We start from the raw sequence: 16,866 nt of genomic DNA, 5'->3' as shown, positions 1-16,866 counted from the left end.
TGTCACTTTGTTATCCCCTTGCCCCAAGCATAAAATGGGGTGTCTGGTTTTAGTCTTCCAGGTACAGCTCTTTGAGGTACTGGAAGATTTCGCGGTAGGCTTTGGCTGGCTTGTTCTGGGCCTTTTCTTTGTTGGCCTGGCGAACCAGCTGGCGCAGGCGCTGGCGGTCAGCGTCAGGGTGATCAACCATAATGGCATTGATCATGCTGTCGCCGTTTTCGATTAGCTTCTCGCGTTTTTGCTCCAGCTTCTTCAGCTCGGCAGTGGCTTGGTTGTGCTTGTTGTTCAGCTTATCTAGCGCGGCCTGAATTGGCTCGACGTCGACCTGGCGCATTAGCTTACCGATGCGCTGCAGCTGACGGCGGCGCGCTTCTTTGCTAAAGCGCTGGGCGTCTTTGATCGCTTCCAGCATCTCTTCATCGAGAGGTATCTTTGCGAGAGCATTGGGTTTTAGGTCAACAAGCTGTTCACCTAACTTTTGCAGGGCTTCCATGTCGCGTTTCATCTCGGATTTACTAACCCAGATGATTTCTTCTTCCGGTTCCCATGGGGCTTTTTGGTTTTTACGGCTCATAACTGGCTCATGACTTTTGCATTTGGGTTTTATTTTACCAGTTAAATCGCGATTTGGGGCGCAAATTCCACCGAGGCAGTGTTATCCTAATAGTAATACCAATTTCATTGGCTTACCCTTCAAGCCGACAGGCACTCCTGAGGGAAGGGCCATTTTCGAGACGATAAGTATGGACGTGAGAGAACAGGTTGCTCAGCAGCGTGTGGAATTAGAAGCCGCTGTGGCCAAGGCACTAGAATTAGCTGGCCAGCAAGCGGATGCAGCGGAAGTTGCCATTAATAAAACCACAGGGATCAGCGTATCGACCCGGATGTGTGACGTTGAGAACGTTGAGTTCAACAGCGACGGAGCCCTTGGGATCACCGTATACCGTGGCCAGCGCAAAGGGAGTGCGTCGACCTCCGATTTGAGCGAGCAGGCCATTGCCCAGACGGTTGCCGCAGCACTGGATATCGCCCGTTATACTTCCGAAGACCCGTATGCCGGTCCAGGCCCGGCGGAGCTGATGGCTAAGGATATTCCTGATTTGGATCTGTTCCATCCGGATGAGCCGGAGCCGGATCATGCGGCAGAGATCGCTGCCCGAGCCGAGCAGGCCGCGCTGGAGTTTGACCCTAGGATCAAGCAGAGTGACGGTGCCAGCTACGATAGCCACTACGGTATCCGCGTTTACGGTAACAGCCACGGTATGCTGGCCAGCTATGCCTCGAGCCGCCACAGCACCAGTTGCTGCGTAATCGCCGAAGGCAAGAACGGTGAGATGGAGCGGGATTACAGCTATACCACTGCGCGCCGAGTTTGCGATTTGTGGACGCCGGAGAAGGTCGGCCAGCACGCGGCCGAACGCACTGCTGGCCGGGTCGATCCGCAGAAGCTGTCAACCCGTGAAGCCCCGGTGATGTTTGCGGCCGATATCGCCACTGGTCTATTCGGTCACTTGGTGATGGGGATCAGCGGCTCGAACCTGTACCGCAAGTCGTCTTTCCTGCTTGATAAGCTGGGTGAGCAGATCTTCCCTGAGTGGCTCAACATCAGCGAGCGCCCCCATATCCTGCGCGGCATGGCCAGTACGCCATTCGATAGCGAAGGGCTGGCCACTCGAGATTTGGAGATCATCCAGGACGGCCGACTGCAAACCTACCTGATGACCAGCTATGCGGCTCGTAAACTGGGCCGCCAGCCAACCGGCCATGCCGGAGGGATCCATAACTGGCTGGTTAACTCGACTGGCGAAAGCTTCGAGCAGATGCTCAAGAAGATGGACCGTGGCCTGTTGGTAACCGAGCTCATGGGGCAGGGCGTCAACATCGTCACCGGGGACTACTCCCGTGGCGCGGCCGGTTTCTGGGTCGAAAACGGCGAAATCCAGTACCCGGTCAGCGAAATCACCATTGCCGGTAACCTCAAGGACATGATGCAGAACATCGTGGCGCTCGGCACCGACACCGAGACCCGCAGCCAGATCCAGACCGGCTCGATGCTGCTTGATAGTATGAAGATAGCGGGCGAATAGGCCCACGGTATGTGGCTATGGGCAAGAGCGCCAACCTAGAGCCTCTGGCCTATAGCCGATGACCAGATACAGAAAAGCGAGAGCATTGCTGCTCTCGCTTTTTTATGTGTGTCTTTTGGACTTAACCGCTACAGAAACTGTTTAGACAAGAAAGAGGGTCGCTAAGCCGAGGAACACCGACAGGCCGACGATATCGGTGATGGTGGTCAGGGCCATCCCGCCCGCCAGAGCCGGGTCGATGTCCATTTTCTTGAGCAGGATCGGAATACACACCCCGGCAATACCGGCGACCAGCAGGTTGGTCAGCATGGCTCCGGCGATAATGGCACCGAGCAGCAGGTTGCCTTTCCACAGTACGACCACGCCACCAATGATGGCGGCCCAGAGGATACCGTTGAGCAGACCGACGCGGGCTTCCTTGCTTAGTAGCCAACGGGTGTTGGTGTCCCCGATATGGCCTACGGCCAAACCGCGGATCACCAGGGCGACGGTCTGGTTACCGGCGACACCACCCATCGAGGGAACGATGGTCATCAGGATGGCAATCGCGGCCATCTGCTCAAGTGTGTCTTCGAACAGGTTGGAAACCGATGCGGCCGCCAGTGCAGCCAGCACGTTGACGCCGAGCCAGATACTGCGCCGCTTGGCCGATTTGACCACTGGCGCAAAGGTGTCCTCGTCGTCATCCATACCGGCCATACTCATCATTGAGTGCTCGGCCTCTTCACGGATAATATCAACCACGTCATCGATGGTGATACGGCCGACGAGCTGGTTGTCGGCATCGACGACAGGGGCCGACAGCCAGTTACGGCGTTCGAACAGGTTGGCCACTTCACCGTCATCCATATCGACCGGGATAGCCTCGTCGGCATCGTCCATCACATCATGGATTTCGGTATCCGGCTGGGTGGTGATCAGGGTGGCGAGAGACAGGTGGCCGATCAGCATTTCGTTCTGATCGACCACGTACAAGGCATCAGTGGCTTCCGGTAGCTCGCCTTTCATGCGCAGGTAGCGCAGTACCACGTCGGCAGTCACATCACCGCGGATGGTGATGAAGTCGGTGCTCATGATCCCGCCAGCGGTTTCTTCCGGATAGGCCAGCGCCTTTTCGACCCGGTGCCGATCGGTGGCATCCATCTGGGCCAGCACTTCTTGGTACTTGCTGTCTGGCAGGCTACGCAGGACGTAGGCGACATCATCGGTCTCCATGCCTTCGGTAACGGCTGCCAGTTTATCCGGTGCCATCTGGGCCACAATGCCGTCTTTGACGTCTTCCGACAGCTCGTCGAGGATCTCGCCTTGCTCTTCGGGATCGGTCAGTTGCCATAGCACCTGGCGCTCTTTGGGTGGAGAGGCCTCTAGTAAGTGGGCAATATCTTCCGGCTCCATATCCTGGAGCATACGGCGGACATGGACAAACATGCCGTTTTCAAGCGCCTGGTTGACTTCTTGCAGCGTTTGATGAGTTTGATCTTGATCGATGACATCGGCCATTGTTTGCAGTACCCCAAATGACTCAGATGCGAAATACCTCAGTGAATCCGGATTATTCGTGGTGGATGACTGGATGGTATAACAGCGCAATAAATTGAATTTTAACGCAATCGTTGGGGTGTTGTCTCACCAGATGTGAGAGGAATGATGAATTATTGATGGAATTGTCTGCCCGCTGGCGCACGGGCAGGGGCAAGGCCGCTTCAGAAGTTAGCTTTCTTCGTCAAAGCCGGCTTCGATCAGGTCGCTGACCGCATTGATGGCTTGCTCGGCATCGTTACCGTCGGCGCAGACCTGCACCTGTTGTCCTTGGGCTGACTCGAGCATCAATAGCCCCATGACACTGTCTGCTGTTGCGCTTTTTTCACCGTTGCTGATGGTGATAATGGACTCGAAACTTTGTGCTAGCTCAACCAATTTGATCGCTGCCCGGGCATGCAGGCCCAGGCGGTTTTTGATAAACAGCTCACGCGAGAACACGGTCATGATTTGCTTTCCAGCGTGCGGTGTCTCACCTGGACCTGGTGCCCTTCGTAGCGGAAGTACTCGGCCAACTGCTGGGTAATGTAGACCGAGCGGTGCTGGCCGCCGGTACAGCCAATGGCCACGGTTAGGTAGCTGCGGTTGTTCTTCTCCAGCATTGGTAGCCAGGTTTCGATGAAGTTACGAATTTGGTAGATCAGCTGGCTGACCTCGGCATGGCCCGCGAGGTAGTCTTTGACTTCCTGATCCAAGCCGGTCAATGGCTTGAGTTCCGGAATCCAGTGTGGATTGGGCAGGAAGCGGACATCAAACACGTAGTCGGCATCGTTCGGCAGGCCGTGCTTGAAGCCGAAGGACTCGAACACCATGATCAGCTCGCGCGAGTCGCGGCCGAGTACCCGGGAGCGAACGGTCTCACTCAGATCGTGAATGGACTTGGTGGTGGTATCGATGACCAGATCGGCCCGGGCCTTAAGGCTGGAGAGCTGGGTGCTTTCTGACAGTATCGCTTGTTCGAGGGTCATGCCATGGCGGGAAAGCGGATGCAGGCGTCGGGTTTCGCTATAGCGTTTGACCAGGGTTTTGTCGTCGGCATCCAGGTAGATCACATTGACATCGACGTCGTCACCGAGGGTATCCAGGGTGTGGCTGATCTCCTCGGGATCTTCCGGCATGTTACGCACATCGATACTGACGGCGATATTTTGCTGGTTTCCCTGCTGGGTCTTGATGAATTGGGGGAGCAGGTTGACCGGTAGGTTATCAACACAGTAATAGCCTAGATCCTCCAATACCCGCAGGGCAATGGATTTACCTGAACCCGAGCGTCCGCTTACGACCATTAGCATCATGACTGGCAGTCCTTAACATTCAGAGAGGGTGTGGAGGTCATTATGAATCACAGGTAAGTATTTGATAAAGCTCTTCGTCACTTTTTGCAGTGCGTAGCTGCTTACAAACCTGTTTGTTGCTGAGCTTTTCAGCCATGCTCGATAAGGTTTTGAGGTGCTCTTGGCACTGTTCATCGGGCACCAGCAAGGCAAAGAGAAGATCGACCGGTTGGTTGTCGATGGCATCAAACTGGATAGGATCCTGGCACTGGATCAAAACGGCAATGGCGTGGTCGCTGCTGCTGATCCGGCCGTGAGGAATAGCGATGCCGTTACCGATCCCGGTACTGCCCATTTTCTCACGGTTGAGCATGCACTCGAACAGCGGCTGCGGATTTTGGTCAAGGTGCTTGGCAGCGACTTCGCTGATGATTTCCAAGGCACGTTTCTTACTGGAGCAAGGGACTGCACTTTTCGTGCAGTCCAGGCTCAATACATTACTCAGTTGCATGATTCAGTGGCTGTTGAGCTTATCTTTGTGTTTGTTAAGTTGACGCACCAGTTTATCAGTTAATGCATCAATAGCGGCATACATATTTTCAGAATCCGCTTTTGCGTGGATTTCTCCAGCGTTAATGTGCAGAGTTGCTTCAGCAACTTGCTGCAGTTTTTCAACGTTTAGGATGACATGGACATTATTGATTTTATCGAAAAACCGCTCTAGCTTATTGAACTTCGTCTCCACGTACTCACGCATGGATGGGGTGATTTCAACATGGTGGCCAGTGAGATTGATTTGCATAGACATCTTCCTTCTTGTTGCGTCTGTTAGAGCAGACGTTTTCTCTGATTGGACGGCGGAATACCCAGTGATTCACGGTATTTGGCAATGGTCCGTCTTGCCACCATGATCCCTTGTTCCGCCAGTAATGTCGCGATTTTGCTGTCACTCAGCGGTTTGGCCTGGTTTTCGGCGGCAACCAGCTTTTTCACCAGGGCCCGGATAGCGGTGGATGAACACTCGCCACCGTTATCGGTGCTGACGTGACTGGAGAAGAAGTATTTCAGTTCAAAAATCCCGCGCGGTGTGTGCATGTACTTTTGCGTTGTCACGCGGGAGATAGTCGATTCATGCATATCGACCGCCAGGGCGATGTCGTTTAGCACCATCGGCTTCATGGCTTCCTCGCCATATTCAAAGAAGTCCTGTTGGTGCTCGACAATACAGCGGGCGACTTTCAGTAAAGTTTCGTTGCGGCTCTCTAAGCTCTTGATCAGCCACTTGGCATCTTGTAAATGGGTACGGATGAACTGGCTGTCGGCCGAGTTGCGGGTATTTTTGCTTAGCGCGGCATATTGCTCATTGACTCGGATCCGCGGCACGCTGTCTGGATTGATCGTGACCACCCACTTGCCGTGATCCTTGAAGACAGAGACGTCCGGCACGACATATTCGGTCTCGGAAGCCATGACCCGGTTGCCCGGGCGCGGGTCCAAACCATGGATCAGTTGCATGACTTGCTTGAGCTCAGGCTCTTTAAGCTTGGTGTCGCGCATCAGCTGGCGGTAGTCGCGGTTGGCAAGCAGATCGATATAATCAGTCAGCAGCATCCGGGCTTCGGCGAGCCAAGGGGTGTCCGGCTGGAATGTCGCCAGCTGCAGCATCAGGCATTCCTGCAGGTTACGCGATGCAACACCGAGCGGGTCAAATTGCTGCACCCGTTTGAGGACGGCTTCGACTTCGTCGAGCTCGACTTCGTCATCCCCCAGGCTGTCGAGAATCTCTTCGGCCGAGCAGGTGAGATAGCCTTTCTCGTCGATGGCATCAATGATGGCGGTTGCGATGGTGCGGTCGGTCTCGCTGAACGGGGTCAACTCGACCTGCCACATCAGGTAGTCTTGCAGGCTTTCGGTGGTTTCCCCCTGGTACACCGGCATGTCGTCATCCAACGCAATACCGGTGTTGCCGGTGCTGGCGCTGTAGACATCGTCCCAGGTAGTGTCCACTGGGAGGTCTTCCGGCATTTCTTGCTGCTCAATCACGTCAGATGTATCAAACGCGTCACTGTCGCTCGCCTCTGACAGGCCATCATCACTGCTGCTGTCAGTTGTCTCGGCTACTGCGGTACCGTCTTCTGCGCCATTGGCTGCGTCTTGGGTGGCATCTTCCAGCTCGAGTAATGGGTTTGCATCCAGTGCCTCTTGGATTTCCTGTTGCAAATCCAGGGTAGATAGCTGCAACAAGCGAATCGCTTGCTGTAGCTGTGGCGTCATTGCCAATTGTTGACCAAGTTTAAGCTGGAGCGAGGTTTTCATATTATTGTATGTACCTTATTTTTATCGCTGTTTTTTGCTGCCTAATACCCAAAATGTCGTCCGAATCCTCTGCTGCCATATTGGCTTCCATGACGTATCTATAAATTAACTATAGACGGAACTGGTCACCCAGATAGACTCGTTTTACATGTTCATCATTGAGCACTTCTGTTGGCGTACCATGGGCAATCAGATGCCCTTGACTGACGATGTAGGCTTGCTCACATACATCCAGCGTTTCCCTTACATTATGATCGGTGATCAGTACGCCCAGCCCACGATCGCGCAAATGTTCAATGATTTTCTTGATATCGATCACGGATATAGGGTCAACGCCCGCAAAAGGCTCATCCAACAGGATGAATTTCGGGTTGGCGGCCAGTGCCCGGGCAATTTCTACTCGGCGTCTTTCCCCCCCCGATAGTGCCATACCTAAGCTGTTACGAATGTGCTGTATGTTGAATTCATCCAACAATTCTTCCAGTTTTTCCTGGCGTTCAAGCCGGGACAGCTCTTTGCGGGTCTGCAGCACGGCCATCAGGTTATCGTGGACGGAAAGCTTGCGGAAAATCGATGCTTCCTGCGGCAGGTAGCCGATCCCCATGCGCGAGCGGTTGTGCATCGGCTGAAGGCTGATATCGGTGTCATCGATGGTGATGGTACCTTCATCACGGGCGACTAGGCCGACAATCATGTAGAAAGAGGTTGTCTTGCCGGCACCGTTAGGGCCCAGCAAGCCGACGATTTTGCCCGACTCAACCTGCAGGCTGACATCAGAAACCACTTTGCGGCCGTTATAGCTCTTGGCCAGGTGTTGTGCTTTTAAGATTGCCATAGCGTGGTTACTTCTTGTCGTTGTTCAGCTGGTTAGGCTGGAGGATCGTGGTGACGCGCTGCTTCTTGCCGCTTTCGGCAACCAGTTTCTGCTGGTCGATGCGGTAGCTGATCACGTTACCTTTGATTTCGCTGCCTTCCTGAACCAGCACGGCGTCCTCGGTCATCTTGAGGAACTCGGTAGCCGTTTCATAGCGCATTTTCTTGGCTGAGCCGTCGATTGGCTTGCCGTCGTCCATGATCTGGTGGAATGTCGCCGGGTTGCCATAGGCATCAATGGTCTCTCTGCCTTCCTGGCCGCCTGGGCGGGTGACCACGACTTTATCGGCTCGGATGTCGATGCTGCCTTGGCGCAGGATGACGTTGCCGGTGAAGGTCACGATATTCTGCTGAATATCCAACTCCTGGTTGTCTGAGTCGATATAGATAGGCTGCTCGGTGTCATTACTCAGTGCCCAGCTGGCGGTGCTCAGGCACAGGCAGAGCAGGGTCGTTAATTTATAGCGCTTCATATCTACCTTTTACATTATTCAATAAGGTGGCGATGTTACGGTCCATGTTGCCTTTCATGCCTGTCCCTTCGTTTTGGAAAGCATCACCGGTAATAATGACATGATCCGGTGTGTCGAAGTCTTTGCTGACCAAGTTCAGGCGCAGGGTATCGGTTTGAATGACGCGAACGGCAGACTCGGGCAGCAGGTTGAAGATACGGACATTGCCGGTCATTTGCAGGATATGGTTTTTATCCAGCCGTGCTTCATTGGAGCTGATCCGCCATTCGGTTTCACTGCCGTTTTTGTATACCCACAAGACCGGTTCGACAAAGTCGGTGTTGCCGCTCTGGCTAAAATGCTCGAGATGCGCCGCATCGATCTGGTAGCTGCGCTGTCCCGATTCATTGTAGGCCGTATTGATCACCGACTTACCGGTAAAGATCGGTTTTTCGGCGTCCGGTGCGATCTGGACATCGTCCGCCCAGTGCTTTTCCAGCAGGTAATAGCCTGTCCATGCACAGATAGCAATTAGCAGTGCATAGAGTAGCCGCTGTAAGGTCATATACTTAAGCCTTTATGTTTGTCTAATTCTCCACGGGCTTCAAGGATCAGATCACAGACTTCGCGCACTGCACCGTACCCGCCCTGGATGCGGGTGACAAAGTCCGCGCGTTGGGCCAGCAGCGGGTGGCCGTCGGCGACACAGACGGACAGGCCAATTTTTTCCATTACCGGCCAGTCAATCAGATCATCGCCGATATAGGCGGTGTGCTCTGGTGAAATGCCAAGATTGGCAAGGATATCTTGGTAGGCGGCCAGTTTGTTGTCCTGCCCTTGATAGACATGCTTGATACCCAGTGCGGCCATGCGGTTTTCGACAATGGCTGACTTGCGGCCGGTGATGATTGCGACGTCGACCCCCGCAGCCATCAGGGACTTGATCCCGTAACCGTCACGGGTATGGAAGGTTTTCAACTCCTCGCCGTCGTTACCCATGTAGATACGGCCGTCGGAAAAGACGCCGTCGACATCACAGATCAGCAGCTGGATGGTACGGGCGCGGGAAAATACGGCTTGGCTGACAGGGCCGTAGAGGGTCTCGATTTGCATTACATTACTCCCGCTTTCAGTAGATCGTGCATGTTGAGTGCACCGACCAGCATGCCGTTGTCGGTGACCAGAAGCCCGCTGATTTTGCGATCTTCCATTAATTTCAGGCCTTCAGCGGCCAGCACGTCAGCACTGATGGTTGCCGGGTTACGGGTCATCACCTCGCCAATGCTCGTGGTGTGGATATCAACATGGTTATCCAGCAGGCGGCGGAGATCACCATCGGTAAAGATACCAAGCAGTTGCTGATCATTATCAATGATAGCCGTCATTCCCAAGCCTTTGCGAGAGACTTCCAGCAGGGCGTCCTTGATGAGTGCCTGCTCGCCTACGACCGGCAGGCGGTCGCCAGTGTGCATGATGTCGCTGATGCGGAGCAGTAGCTTACGGCCCAATGCACCGCCCGGGTGGGAGAGGGCGAAGTCATCCGCGGTAAAGCCGCGGGCTTCCATCAGTGCGATCGCCAGGGCATCGCCCATCGCCAGGGTGGCGGTGGTGCTGGATGTTGGTGCCAGGTTCAGCGGACAGGCTTCTTGGTTGACGGTGATCTGCAAGTGGATCTGCGACAGTTTCGCCATGCTTGATTCCGGCTTGCCGGTCATGCTGATCAGCGGAATGCCCAAGCGCTTGATCACCGGCAGCAGGGTCAGGATTTCCGAGGCCTCGCCGGAATTGGAGATCGCAAGCACCACATCGCCCTTTTCAATCATGCCCAGGTCGCCGTGGCTGGCTTCGCCGGGGTGGACGAAAAAGGCCGGGGTTCCGGTACTGGCCAGGGTCGCGGCTATCTTATTGCCAATGTGGCCCGATTTTCCCATCCCCATGATGATGACCTTGCCGTGGCACTCATTGATAAGCTGGCAGGCCTGGGTAAAACTGCCATTGATAAAATGGGTCAGTCCTTTTAGTGCTTCTGCTTCAATTTCAATAACTTTACGGCCGATTTCGCAATAATCAAACGCTGTAGACATAATATTCCTCTCCGTTAGGCCGCTAGATTATAAAACAGATAACCTTGATAGGCGATAAAGGTCGCCAGCAGGATGAAGCCTTCTACGCGGTTGATTCGGCGACGTTTTCCAAGCGCCATTAGAACCAGCATGATGGATACGCCCAACATCACGTAGTAGTCGCGGCCCATTGCCAACGGGCTCAGGGTTGATGGGTTAAGCAGGCCGGGGATCCCCATGACGGCCAGGATATTGAAGACGTTGGAGCCGATAATGTTGCCGACGGCCATGTCATCTTCGCCTTTGAACAGGCTGGCAATCGAGGCCGCCAGCTCCGGCAGGCTGGTACCGATGGCGATAATCGTCAGGCCGATCACCAGATCGCTCATGCCGAAGTACTTTGCGATGGTCACGGCAGAATCAACCAGCATGCTGGCCGCATAAGGCAGCAGTACCAAGCCCACCAAGGTCCACATAACGGCTTTCGGGTTGCTGACGCCGTCAGGGATTTCGGACTCCTGCTCTTCAACCAGCGGGTCGCCGCCGGTCGCTTTGGCATTGCGGCTGATTTTCAGCATCGCGAGCAAGAAGGCCACAAACAGCACCACCAGCAGGACCCCTTCCAGGAATCCAAGGTGGCTGTCCCACAGCAGTACTCCGGCAATCAGTGTCACTCCCATCATCAGTGGCAGTTCGCGGCGGATAATATCCGAACTGATAGATAATGGCTTTATCAGCGCGGTAATACCGAGGATCAGGGCAATATTGGCAATGTTCGAGCCCAGCACATTTCCGACCGCGGTGTCTGTCTTGCCGTCCAGGGCCGCCGTCGCCGATACCATCATTTCGGGGGCAGAAGAGCCCATGGCAAGGATGGTCATACCGATGACCAGCGGGGTGACCCCAAGATTTTTCGCAAGCGCCGCAGCGCCATAAACAAGTCGATCTGCGCTCCATACCAGTAAAGTCAGGCCGATACAGAGAAACACGATGGCTTCGAGCATTGTTATCCCTTTTTTGTATAAATGTGCTGGATTGGATCACTGCTGCATGCCGTAAGAGGGACAGCAATCCAATTGGGGTGATAAATTTAAGAGACTAATTTTGACGGTTCGGCCATCAAAAAGAAAGCAAAAGGCGTGAGAAATTGATTAATACCGGTGGTTTTTTATGATGTTGGCGTCATGTGAAAAAGGTACCGGGCCAAGCCCGGCCAACGGCCATAATCGAAGAGAGCAATGGGCCGACAGCGTGAGGGCCGAGAAATCACAGACTTCTTACAGTTCATCTCTTGAGTTGGTTGCATAATCTACCTATCATCAAAGGCATAAAGATAACTAATTAATTCTATTCATATAATGTCGCTTGTTATGTTAACAGGCCGGCTATCGGACAGGCAGGACTGCCAGATAAGGTAACTATGGAGCAGACAGAGGCGCTGGTATCCATCCGGCATATGACCTTCTCCCGTGGTGAGCGAAAAATCTTTGATGATGTTTCGCTGGATGTGCCCAAGGGCAAAGTGACGGCCATTATGGGGCCGTCGGGGATCGGTAAGACCACCTTGTTGCGGCTGATCGGGGGGCAGATTGTACCGGATTGCGGTGAGATCTGGTTCGAAGACTGGAATATTCCTGCCCTTGGCCGCAATGAGTTGTATCAGGCCCGTAAGAAAATGAGCATGTTGTTCCAATCCGGGGCGCTGTTCACGGATATGACGGTATTTGACAATATTGCGTTTCCGCTGCGAGAACATACTGAATTACCGGACGATTTGTTGCGTACTTTGGTCTTGCTCAAGCTTGAGGCCGTGGGGTTGCGCGGTGCCGCTCAGTTAATGCCGAGCGAACTCTCTGGGGGGATGGCCCGACGGGCTGCCCTGGCAAGGGCGATAGCCCTTGATCCTGAGCTCATCTTGTATGATGAACCTTTTGTTGGCCAAGACCCGATCACCATGGGCGTGCTGGTAAAACTGATCCGCGATCTTAATCAGGCGCTCGGTATCACGTCGGTGATTGTTTCCCATGATGTGCCCGAGGTGATGAGTATTGCCGATCATGTTTATATACTTTCCGGTAGCCAAGTCATCGGTCAGGGCACGCCGGAGGAGTTACTGGCAAACCCTGATCCGCGTATTCGTCAGTTTATAGATGGCCACGCCGATGGGCCGGTGCCGTTCCGCTACCCCGCCCAGCCCATTGAGCAGGAGTTGTTTGCGGATGATGGCAAGGAGCAACACGCATGATCACTGAGTATGTTTCCCGTCAGGGCCGGCGGGCACTGGATATGTTCCAGACCATGGGCCGGGCGACGCTGGTGCTTTACGGCGCGCTGGTCAGTCGGCCACAGCCCGGCAGGATGTTCCCGTTGTTGCTGCGTCAGCTGTATTCGGTTGGCGTGCTGTCGGTAGCGATTATTTTGGTCTCCGGCCTGTTTATCGGGATGGTGCTGAGCCTGCAAGGCTATATTGTGCTGGTGGACTTCGGGGCTGAAACCAGTCTTGGCCAGATGGTTGCCTTGTCTTTGTTACGAGAGCTAGGGCCTGTGGTGACCGCTTTGCTGTTTGCCGGACGGGCTGGCTCGGCGCTGACTGCCGAAATTGGCCTGATGAAAACCACCGAGCAGCTGTCGAGCATGGAGATGATGGCTGTCGATCCCCTGCGCCAGGTGATTGCGCCGCGCTTCTGGGCCGGCGTTATTTCGATGCCGCTGCTGACGATGCTGTTCTGCGCCGTAGGCATTTGGGGAGGCCAGTTGGTGGGGGTTGACTGGAAAGGGATTGATTACGGCAGCTTCTGGTCGGTGATGCAGTCTTCGGTTGACCTTGGCTATGACATTGGTAACAGCATTATCAAGTCGGTGGTGTTTGCCATTACCGTCACATGGATTGCGGTCTTCAATGGATACGATGCGGTGCCGACCTCGGAAGGGATCAGCCGTGCAACGACACGTACCGTAGTGAATTCGTCATTGGCAGTACTGGGGCTGGATTTCGTCCTCACCGCCTTGATGTTCGGCAACTGATACAGCCGCAACGCGGTAATACAACAGGAAAAAACTGATGCAGCAAACGAAAAAACTAGAATTGTGGGTAGGCAGCTTCGTATTGGCTGGTTTTGCTGCCCTGCTGGTCTTGATCTTTAAGGTTGCCGATGTCCAGAATTTGGGTGGCGCGGAGACATACACCCTCAAGGCGCATTTTGACAATATCGGCGGCTTGAAAGTGCGCTCGCCGATCAAGGTCGGTGGAGTCACGGTTGGAAAAATAACCAATATTAATCTGGATACCGAGACCTATGTCCCGGTGGTCACTCTGTCTATCGAGAAGAAATACGGTTACTTCCCAGAGACCAGCTCGGCGGCCATTCTGACCTCAGGACTGCTAGGTGAGCAGTACCTCGGGATCTCTCCGGGGTTTATCGATGAGGATATCGAGATGCTCGGTGATGGTGACTTGATCGAAGAGACCCGGTCCGCACTGGTACTGGAAGATATGATTGGCCAGGTGCTGTACAGCATCGGCGGTGACAGTAATTAAGAGAGCACGATTATGAAATGGTTTCGTTATGTAATGATGATGGTTGTCTGCCTGCCGCTGATGGCGCAGGCCGCTGTGGTCGACAAGACCAATCCCTATACCATGATGGATCAGGTTTCACAGAAGACTTTTGCCCGGCTGAAGTCGGAGCAGGGCGTGATCCAGCAGAATCCTGAACATTTGCGCCGGGTGGTGCAGCAGGAGCTGCTGCCCTACATCAATACCCGCTATGCGGCTTACAAGGTACTGGGGCCCCACCTGAAAAGCACGACGCCGCAGCAGCGCAATGACTTTGTGGCGGCGTTCACGGACTACTTGGTTGCTTCCTACGCCCAGGTACTGACCCAGTACACGGATCAGGATATTGAAATCGAGCCGCCAAAGCCGATCCCGGCCGATCGCAGTGTGATTTCTGTTCGGGTAGATATTGTCGATACCAAGCGACCGCCGATCCGCCTGGACTTCACATTGCGCAAGAACAAGAAAACCGGTGAGTGGCAGGGGTTCGATATGGTGGCCGAAGGGGTCAGTATGATCTCGACCAAGCAAAGCGAGTGGAACGGCCAGCTGCGCAGCCAGGGGGTTGATGCCGTGACGCAGGATCTGAAACGATTGGCGGCCAAGCCGATCCGTCGTGAGTCAGAAAACAATGACTAAGCAAAAGATTGAGTGGCAAGCTCAGGAAAATGGGCTTTACTGCTTGTCAGGGGCATTGGAACGTGACACAGTTCCAGCTTTTTGGCAGCAACGCCATGAATGGATGCCGAAGGATAGCAAAGTGCAGCTGGATCTGTCTGCGGTCGGGCGGATCGACTCTGCCGGTATGGTGATGTTGCTGCACATATACCAACAGCTGAGCCAAAATGGGGCTGAGCTGAAAATATTGAATGTGCCAGAGCAGCTTGTCACGCTGCTACGTCTGAGTCACGTTGAATCAATGTTAGCGGCTTGCATCGAGTGAGTCGCGAAAGAGGATAGCTTGTGGAAATCTCTGAAATTAAGAATATTCTGGAAAATGCCTTGGAACTTGACGAAGTGATTGTCAAGGGCGACGGCAGTCACTACGAAGTGATCGCTGTTGGTGCCATGTTCGAGGGTATGAACCGTGTTAAGAAGCAGCAGGCTATTTACGGTCCGCTGATGGGGCAGATCGCAGCGAATGAAATTCATGCGCTGAGCATCAAAACGTACACGCCTGAAGAGTGGGCACGTGACAAAAAATTGATGTCCCTGTCTTAAGAGGTTAATGATGCAGAAGTTTCGAATCCAGGGCGGTGGCCCACTGAGTGGCGAAGTCTCCATTTCTGGTGCTAAGAATGCAGCATTGCCAATTTTGTTCGCAGCTCTATTGGCCGAAGAGCCGGTAGAAGTGGCGAATGTACCAAAGCTACGCGATATCGATACCACGATGGAGCTGCTGAGCCGACTGGGTGCCAAGGTATCCCGCAACGGTTCGGTCCATGTTGATGCCGGTCCGGTCAATGAGTTCTGCGCGCCGTATGACTTGGTGAAAACCATGCGCGCCTCGATCTGGGCGCTGGGTCCGCTGGTGGCGCGTTTTGGACAGGGACAGGTGTCTCTGCCGGGCGGCTGTGCAATTGGTGCTCGCCCTGTGGATTTGCATATCCACGGCCTTGAGCAGCTCGGCGCAGAAATCACGCTGGAAGAAGGTTACGTTAAAGCGACGGTTGACGGTCGCCTTAAAGGTGCCCACATCGTGATGGACAAGGTCAGTGTTGGTGCAACTGTGACCATTATGTCGGCGGCAACGTTGGCGGAAGGCACTACCGTGATCGAGAATGCGGCCCGCGAGCCGGAAATTGTCGATACCGCGGATTTCCTTAATACGCTGGGTGCCAAGATCACCGGTGCCGGTACCGATACCATTACTATCGAGGGTGTCGAACGCTTGGGTGGTGGTTACCATGAAGTTGTGGCGGATCGCATCGAAACCGGCACGTTCCTGGTAGCGGCTGCGGTTTCTGGCGGTAAGATCATGTGTCGTCACACCCGCCCGTCTTTGCTGGAAGCGGCGTTGGCCAAGCTGGAAGAAGCCGGAGCCAAGATTGAAACCGGTGAAGACTGGATCAGCCTGGATATGACCGGCCGTGAATTGAAGGCGGTGAATATTCGCACGGCTCCGCACCCGGGCTTCCCGACAGATATGCAGGCCCAGTTCTCGTTGCTCAACCTAGTTGCCAAGGGCACAGGTATCATCACCGAGACGATTTTCGAAAACCGTTTCATGCACATTCCTGAGCTGATCCGTATGGGCGCTCATGCTGAAATCGAAGGCAATACTGTGATCTGTGGTGACACCGACGGCCTGAGTGGTGCCCAGGTGATGGCAACCGATCTGCGTGCGTCTGCCAGCCTGGTGATTGCCGGCAGCATTGCCAAAGGCGAAACTATCGTTGATCGTATCTACCACATCGATCGTGGTTACGAGCACATTGAAGATAAGTTCAGCGCCCTTGGTATGAAGATCGAGCGTTTCAGCGAGTAAGATAATGGTTCTGTGGGGTTAAAGCGGCCCTATGGTTCTATGGAGTCTGTTGACTCCATAGATAAGAAAATCCTCGACATGATGTCGGGGATTTTTTATGGTGCGCCGAGCATGGCGTTGTTCTAGGAGGTGAAAGTCCTCTACGGGCTCAGTCGAGCGAGAACCGTTAGCCTATGCAAGGGTGTCCACCGTGAGGTGGGATCTGAAGGAAGCAAACG

21 protein-coding genes are annotated in these 16,866 nt (G+C 54.2%); 8 read left to right on the top strand and 13 right to left on the bottom strand.

The window, feature by feature from the left end; genetic code table 11:
* Nucleotides 1-49: 49 nt before the first annotated feature.
* Nucleotides 50-574 (bottom strand): ribosome biogenesis factor YjgA, encoded by a 525-nt coding sequence (gene yjgA / locus C9J03_RS22020; protein ID WP_039464704.1) that lies wholly within the window; start codon nucleotides 572-574, stop codon nucleotides 50-52.
* A 169-nt stretch (nucleotides 575-743) separates the two neighbouring features.
* Here yjgA and pmbA point away from each other — a divergent pair, with 169 nt between their 5' ends.
* Complete coding sequence (pmbA, locus tag C9J03_RS22015; protein WP_044622420.1) at nucleotides 744-2,087, top strand: metalloprotease PmbA; 1,344 nt, start codon at nucleotides 744-746, stop codon at nucleotides 2,085-2,087.
* Between the two features lie 141 nt (nucleotides 2,088-2,228).
* On the opposite strand, the gene mgtE is transcribed toward pmbA, so the two are convergent.
* The 12 genes from mgtE to C9J03_RS21955 form a co-directional block, all read right to left on the bottom strand.
* The gene (gene mgtE / locus C9J03_RS22010; protein WP_039464698.1) at nucleotides 2,229-3,587 is read right to left on the bottom strand and encodes a magnesium transporter; all 1,359 of its coding nucleotides are present in this window, start codon (nucleotides 3,585-3,587) and stop codon (nucleotides 2,229-2,231) included.
* A 210-nt stretch (nucleotides 3,588-3,797) separates the two neighbouring features.
* Nucleotides 3,798-4,073, bottom strand: a complete 276-nt coding sequence (locus C9J03_RS22005) for an HPr family phosphocarrier protein (RefSeq protein WP_039464695.1) — start codon at nucleotides 4,071-4,073, stop codon at nucleotides 3,798-3,800.
* Complete coding sequence (gene rapZ, locus C9J03_RS22000; RefSeq protein WP_044622421.1) at nucleotides 4,070-4,921, bottom strand: RNase adapter RapZ; 852 nt, start codon at nucleotides 4,919-4,921, stop codon at nucleotides 4,070-4,072. The genes C9J03_RS22005 and rapZ overlap by 4 nt, the downstream gene beginning before the upstream one ends.
* Before the next feature lie 40 nt (nucleotides 4,922-4,961).
* The gene (gene ptsN, locus C9J03_RS21995; protein WP_039464687.1) at nucleotides 4,962-5,411 is read right to left on the bottom strand and encodes a PTS IIA-like nitrogen regulatory protein PtsN; all 450 of its coding nucleotides are present in this window, start codon (nucleotides 5,409-5,411) and stop codon (nucleotides 4,962-4,964) included.
* A gap of 3 nt (nucleotides 5,412-5,414) precedes the next feature.
* On the bottom strand, nucleotides 5,415-5,702 hold the full coding sequence (gene hpf, locus C9J03_RS21990; RefSeq protein WP_039464684.1) for a ribosome hibernation promoting factor: 288 nt from the start codon (nucleotides 5,700-5,702) through the stop codon (nucleotides 5,415-5,417).
* Between the two features lie 26 nt (nucleotides 5,703-5,728).
* Nucleotides 5,729-7,216, bottom strand: coding sequence for an RNA polymerase factor sigma-54 (locus C9J03_RS21985; RefSeq protein ID WP_044622422.1), 1,488 nt, complete (start codon nucleotides 7,214-7,216; stop codon nucleotides 5,729-5,731).
* 109 nt (nucleotides 7,217-7,325) lie between these two features.
* Nucleotides 7,326-8,051, bottom strand: coding sequence for an LPS export ABC transporter ATP-binding protein (gene lptB, locus C9J03_RS21980; RefSeq protein ID WP_039464678.1), 726 nt, complete (start codon nucleotides 8,049-8,051; stop codon nucleotides 7,326-7,328).
* A 7-nt stretch (nucleotides 8,052-8,058) separates the two neighbouring features.
* Nucleotides 8,059-8,562: a lipopolysaccharide transport periplasmic protein LptA gene (lptA, locus tag C9J03_RS21975; RefSeq protein ID WP_039464676.1), complete on the bottom strand. Its 504-nt coding sequence runs from the start codon at nucleotides 8,560-8,562 to the stop codon at nucleotides 8,059-8,061.
* Nucleotides 8,549-9,106, bottom strand: a complete 558-nt coding sequence (lptC, locus tag C9J03_RS21970) for an LPS export ABC transporter periplasmic protein LptC (protein ID WP_039464674.1) — start codon at nucleotides 9,104-9,106, stop codon at nucleotides 8,549-8,551. The genes lptA and lptC overlap by 14 nt, the downstream gene beginning before the upstream one ends.
* On the bottom strand, nucleotides 9,103-9,654 hold the full coding sequence (kdsC, locus tag C9J03_RS21965) for a 3-deoxy-manno-octulosonate-8-phosphatase KdsC (protein ID WP_039464671.1): 552 nt from the start codon (nucleotides 9,652-9,654) through the stop codon (nucleotides 9,103-9,105). Before kdsC ends, lptC begins: the two co-directional genes overlap by 4 nt.
* Complete coding sequence (locus C9J03_RS21960; protein ID WP_039464668.1) at nucleotides 9,654-10,625, bottom strand: KpsF/GutQ family sugar-phosphate isomerase; 972 nt, start codon at nucleotides 10,623-10,625, stop codon at nucleotides 9,654-9,656. The genes kdsC and C9J03_RS21960 overlap by 1 nt, the downstream gene beginning before the upstream one ends.
* A gap of 14 nt (nucleotides 10,626-10,639) precedes the next feature.
* Nucleotides 10,640-11,608 carry a calcium/sodium antiporter gene (locus tag C9J03_RS21955; protein WP_044622423.1) on the bottom strand — a complete coding sequence of 323 codons (969 nt, stop codon included), beginning with the start codon at nucleotides 11,606-11,608 and terminating at the stop codon, nucleotides 10,640-10,642.
* A 416-nt stretch (nucleotides 11,609-12,024) separates the two neighbouring features.
* Between C9J03_RS21955 and mlaF the strand changes: the two genes are divergently transcribed.
* Genes mlaF through murA form a run of 7 tightly spaced genes read left to right on the top strand, consistent with a single transcriptional unit; the run spans nucleotide 12,025 to nucleotide 16,648 of the window.
* Nucleotides 12,025-12,849, top strand: coding sequence for a phospholipid ABC transporter ATP-binding protein MlaF (mlaF, locus tag C9J03_RS21950; protein WP_044622424.1), 825 nt, complete (start codon nucleotides 12,025-12,027; stop codon nucleotides 12,847-12,849).
* Nucleotides 12,846-13,628: a lipid asymmetry maintenance ABC transporter permease subunit MlaE gene (gene mlaE / locus C9J03_RS21945; protein ID WP_044622425.1), complete on the top strand. Its 783-nt coding sequence runs from the start codon at nucleotides 12,846-12,848 to the stop codon at nucleotides 13,626-13,628. The genes mlaF and mlaE overlap by 4 nt, the downstream gene beginning before the upstream one ends.
* Before the next feature lie 37 nt (nucleotides 13,629-13,665).
* Nucleotides 13,666-14,142 (top strand): outer membrane lipid asymmetry maintenance protein MlaD, encoded by a 477-nt coding sequence (mlaD, locus tag C9J03_RS21940; protein WP_044622426.1) that lies wholly within the window; start codon nucleotides 13,666-13,668, stop codon nucleotides 14,140-14,142.
* A 12-nt stretch (nucleotides 14,143-14,154) separates the two neighbouring features.
* Complete coding sequence (gene mlaC / locus C9J03_RS21935; protein WP_044622427.1) at nucleotides 14,155-14,799, top strand: phospholipid-binding protein MlaC; 645 nt, start codon at nucleotides 14,155-14,157, stop codon at nucleotides 14,797-14,799.
* Nucleotides 14,792-15,103: an STAS domain-containing protein gene (locus tag C9J03_RS21930; protein ID WP_044622428.1), complete on the top strand. Its 312-nt coding sequence runs from the start codon at nucleotides 14,792-14,794 to the stop codon at nucleotides 15,101-15,103. Before mlaC ends, C9J03_RS21930 begins: the two co-directional genes overlap by 8 nt.
* 20 nt (nucleotides 15,104-15,123) lie before the next feature.
* A complete protein-coding gene (ibaG, locus tag C9J03_RS21925) occupies nucleotides 15,124-15,381 on the top strand; it encodes a BolA family iron metabolism protein IbaG (protein WP_039464654.1) in 258 nt (85 codons plus the stop codon).
* A 10-nt stretch (nucleotides 15,382-15,391) separates the two neighbouring features.
* Entirely contained in the window at nucleotides 15,392-16,648 is a 1,257-nt protein-coding gene (gene murA, locus C9J03_RS21920) for a UDP-N-acetylglucosamine 1-carboxyvinyltransferase (protein WP_039464651.1), read from the top strand.
* Nucleotides 16,649-16,866: the final 218 nt, after the last annotated feature.

The organism is Photobacterium gaetbulicola (assembly GCF_003025515.1).
Classification (GTDB): domain Bacteria; phylum Pseudomonadota; class Gammaproteobacteria; order Enterobacterales; family Vibrionaceae; genus Photobacterium; species Photobacterium gaetbulicola.
Note: the sequence above shows the minus strand (reverse complement) of the source record. Positions and strands in the feature narration are given on the sequence as shown.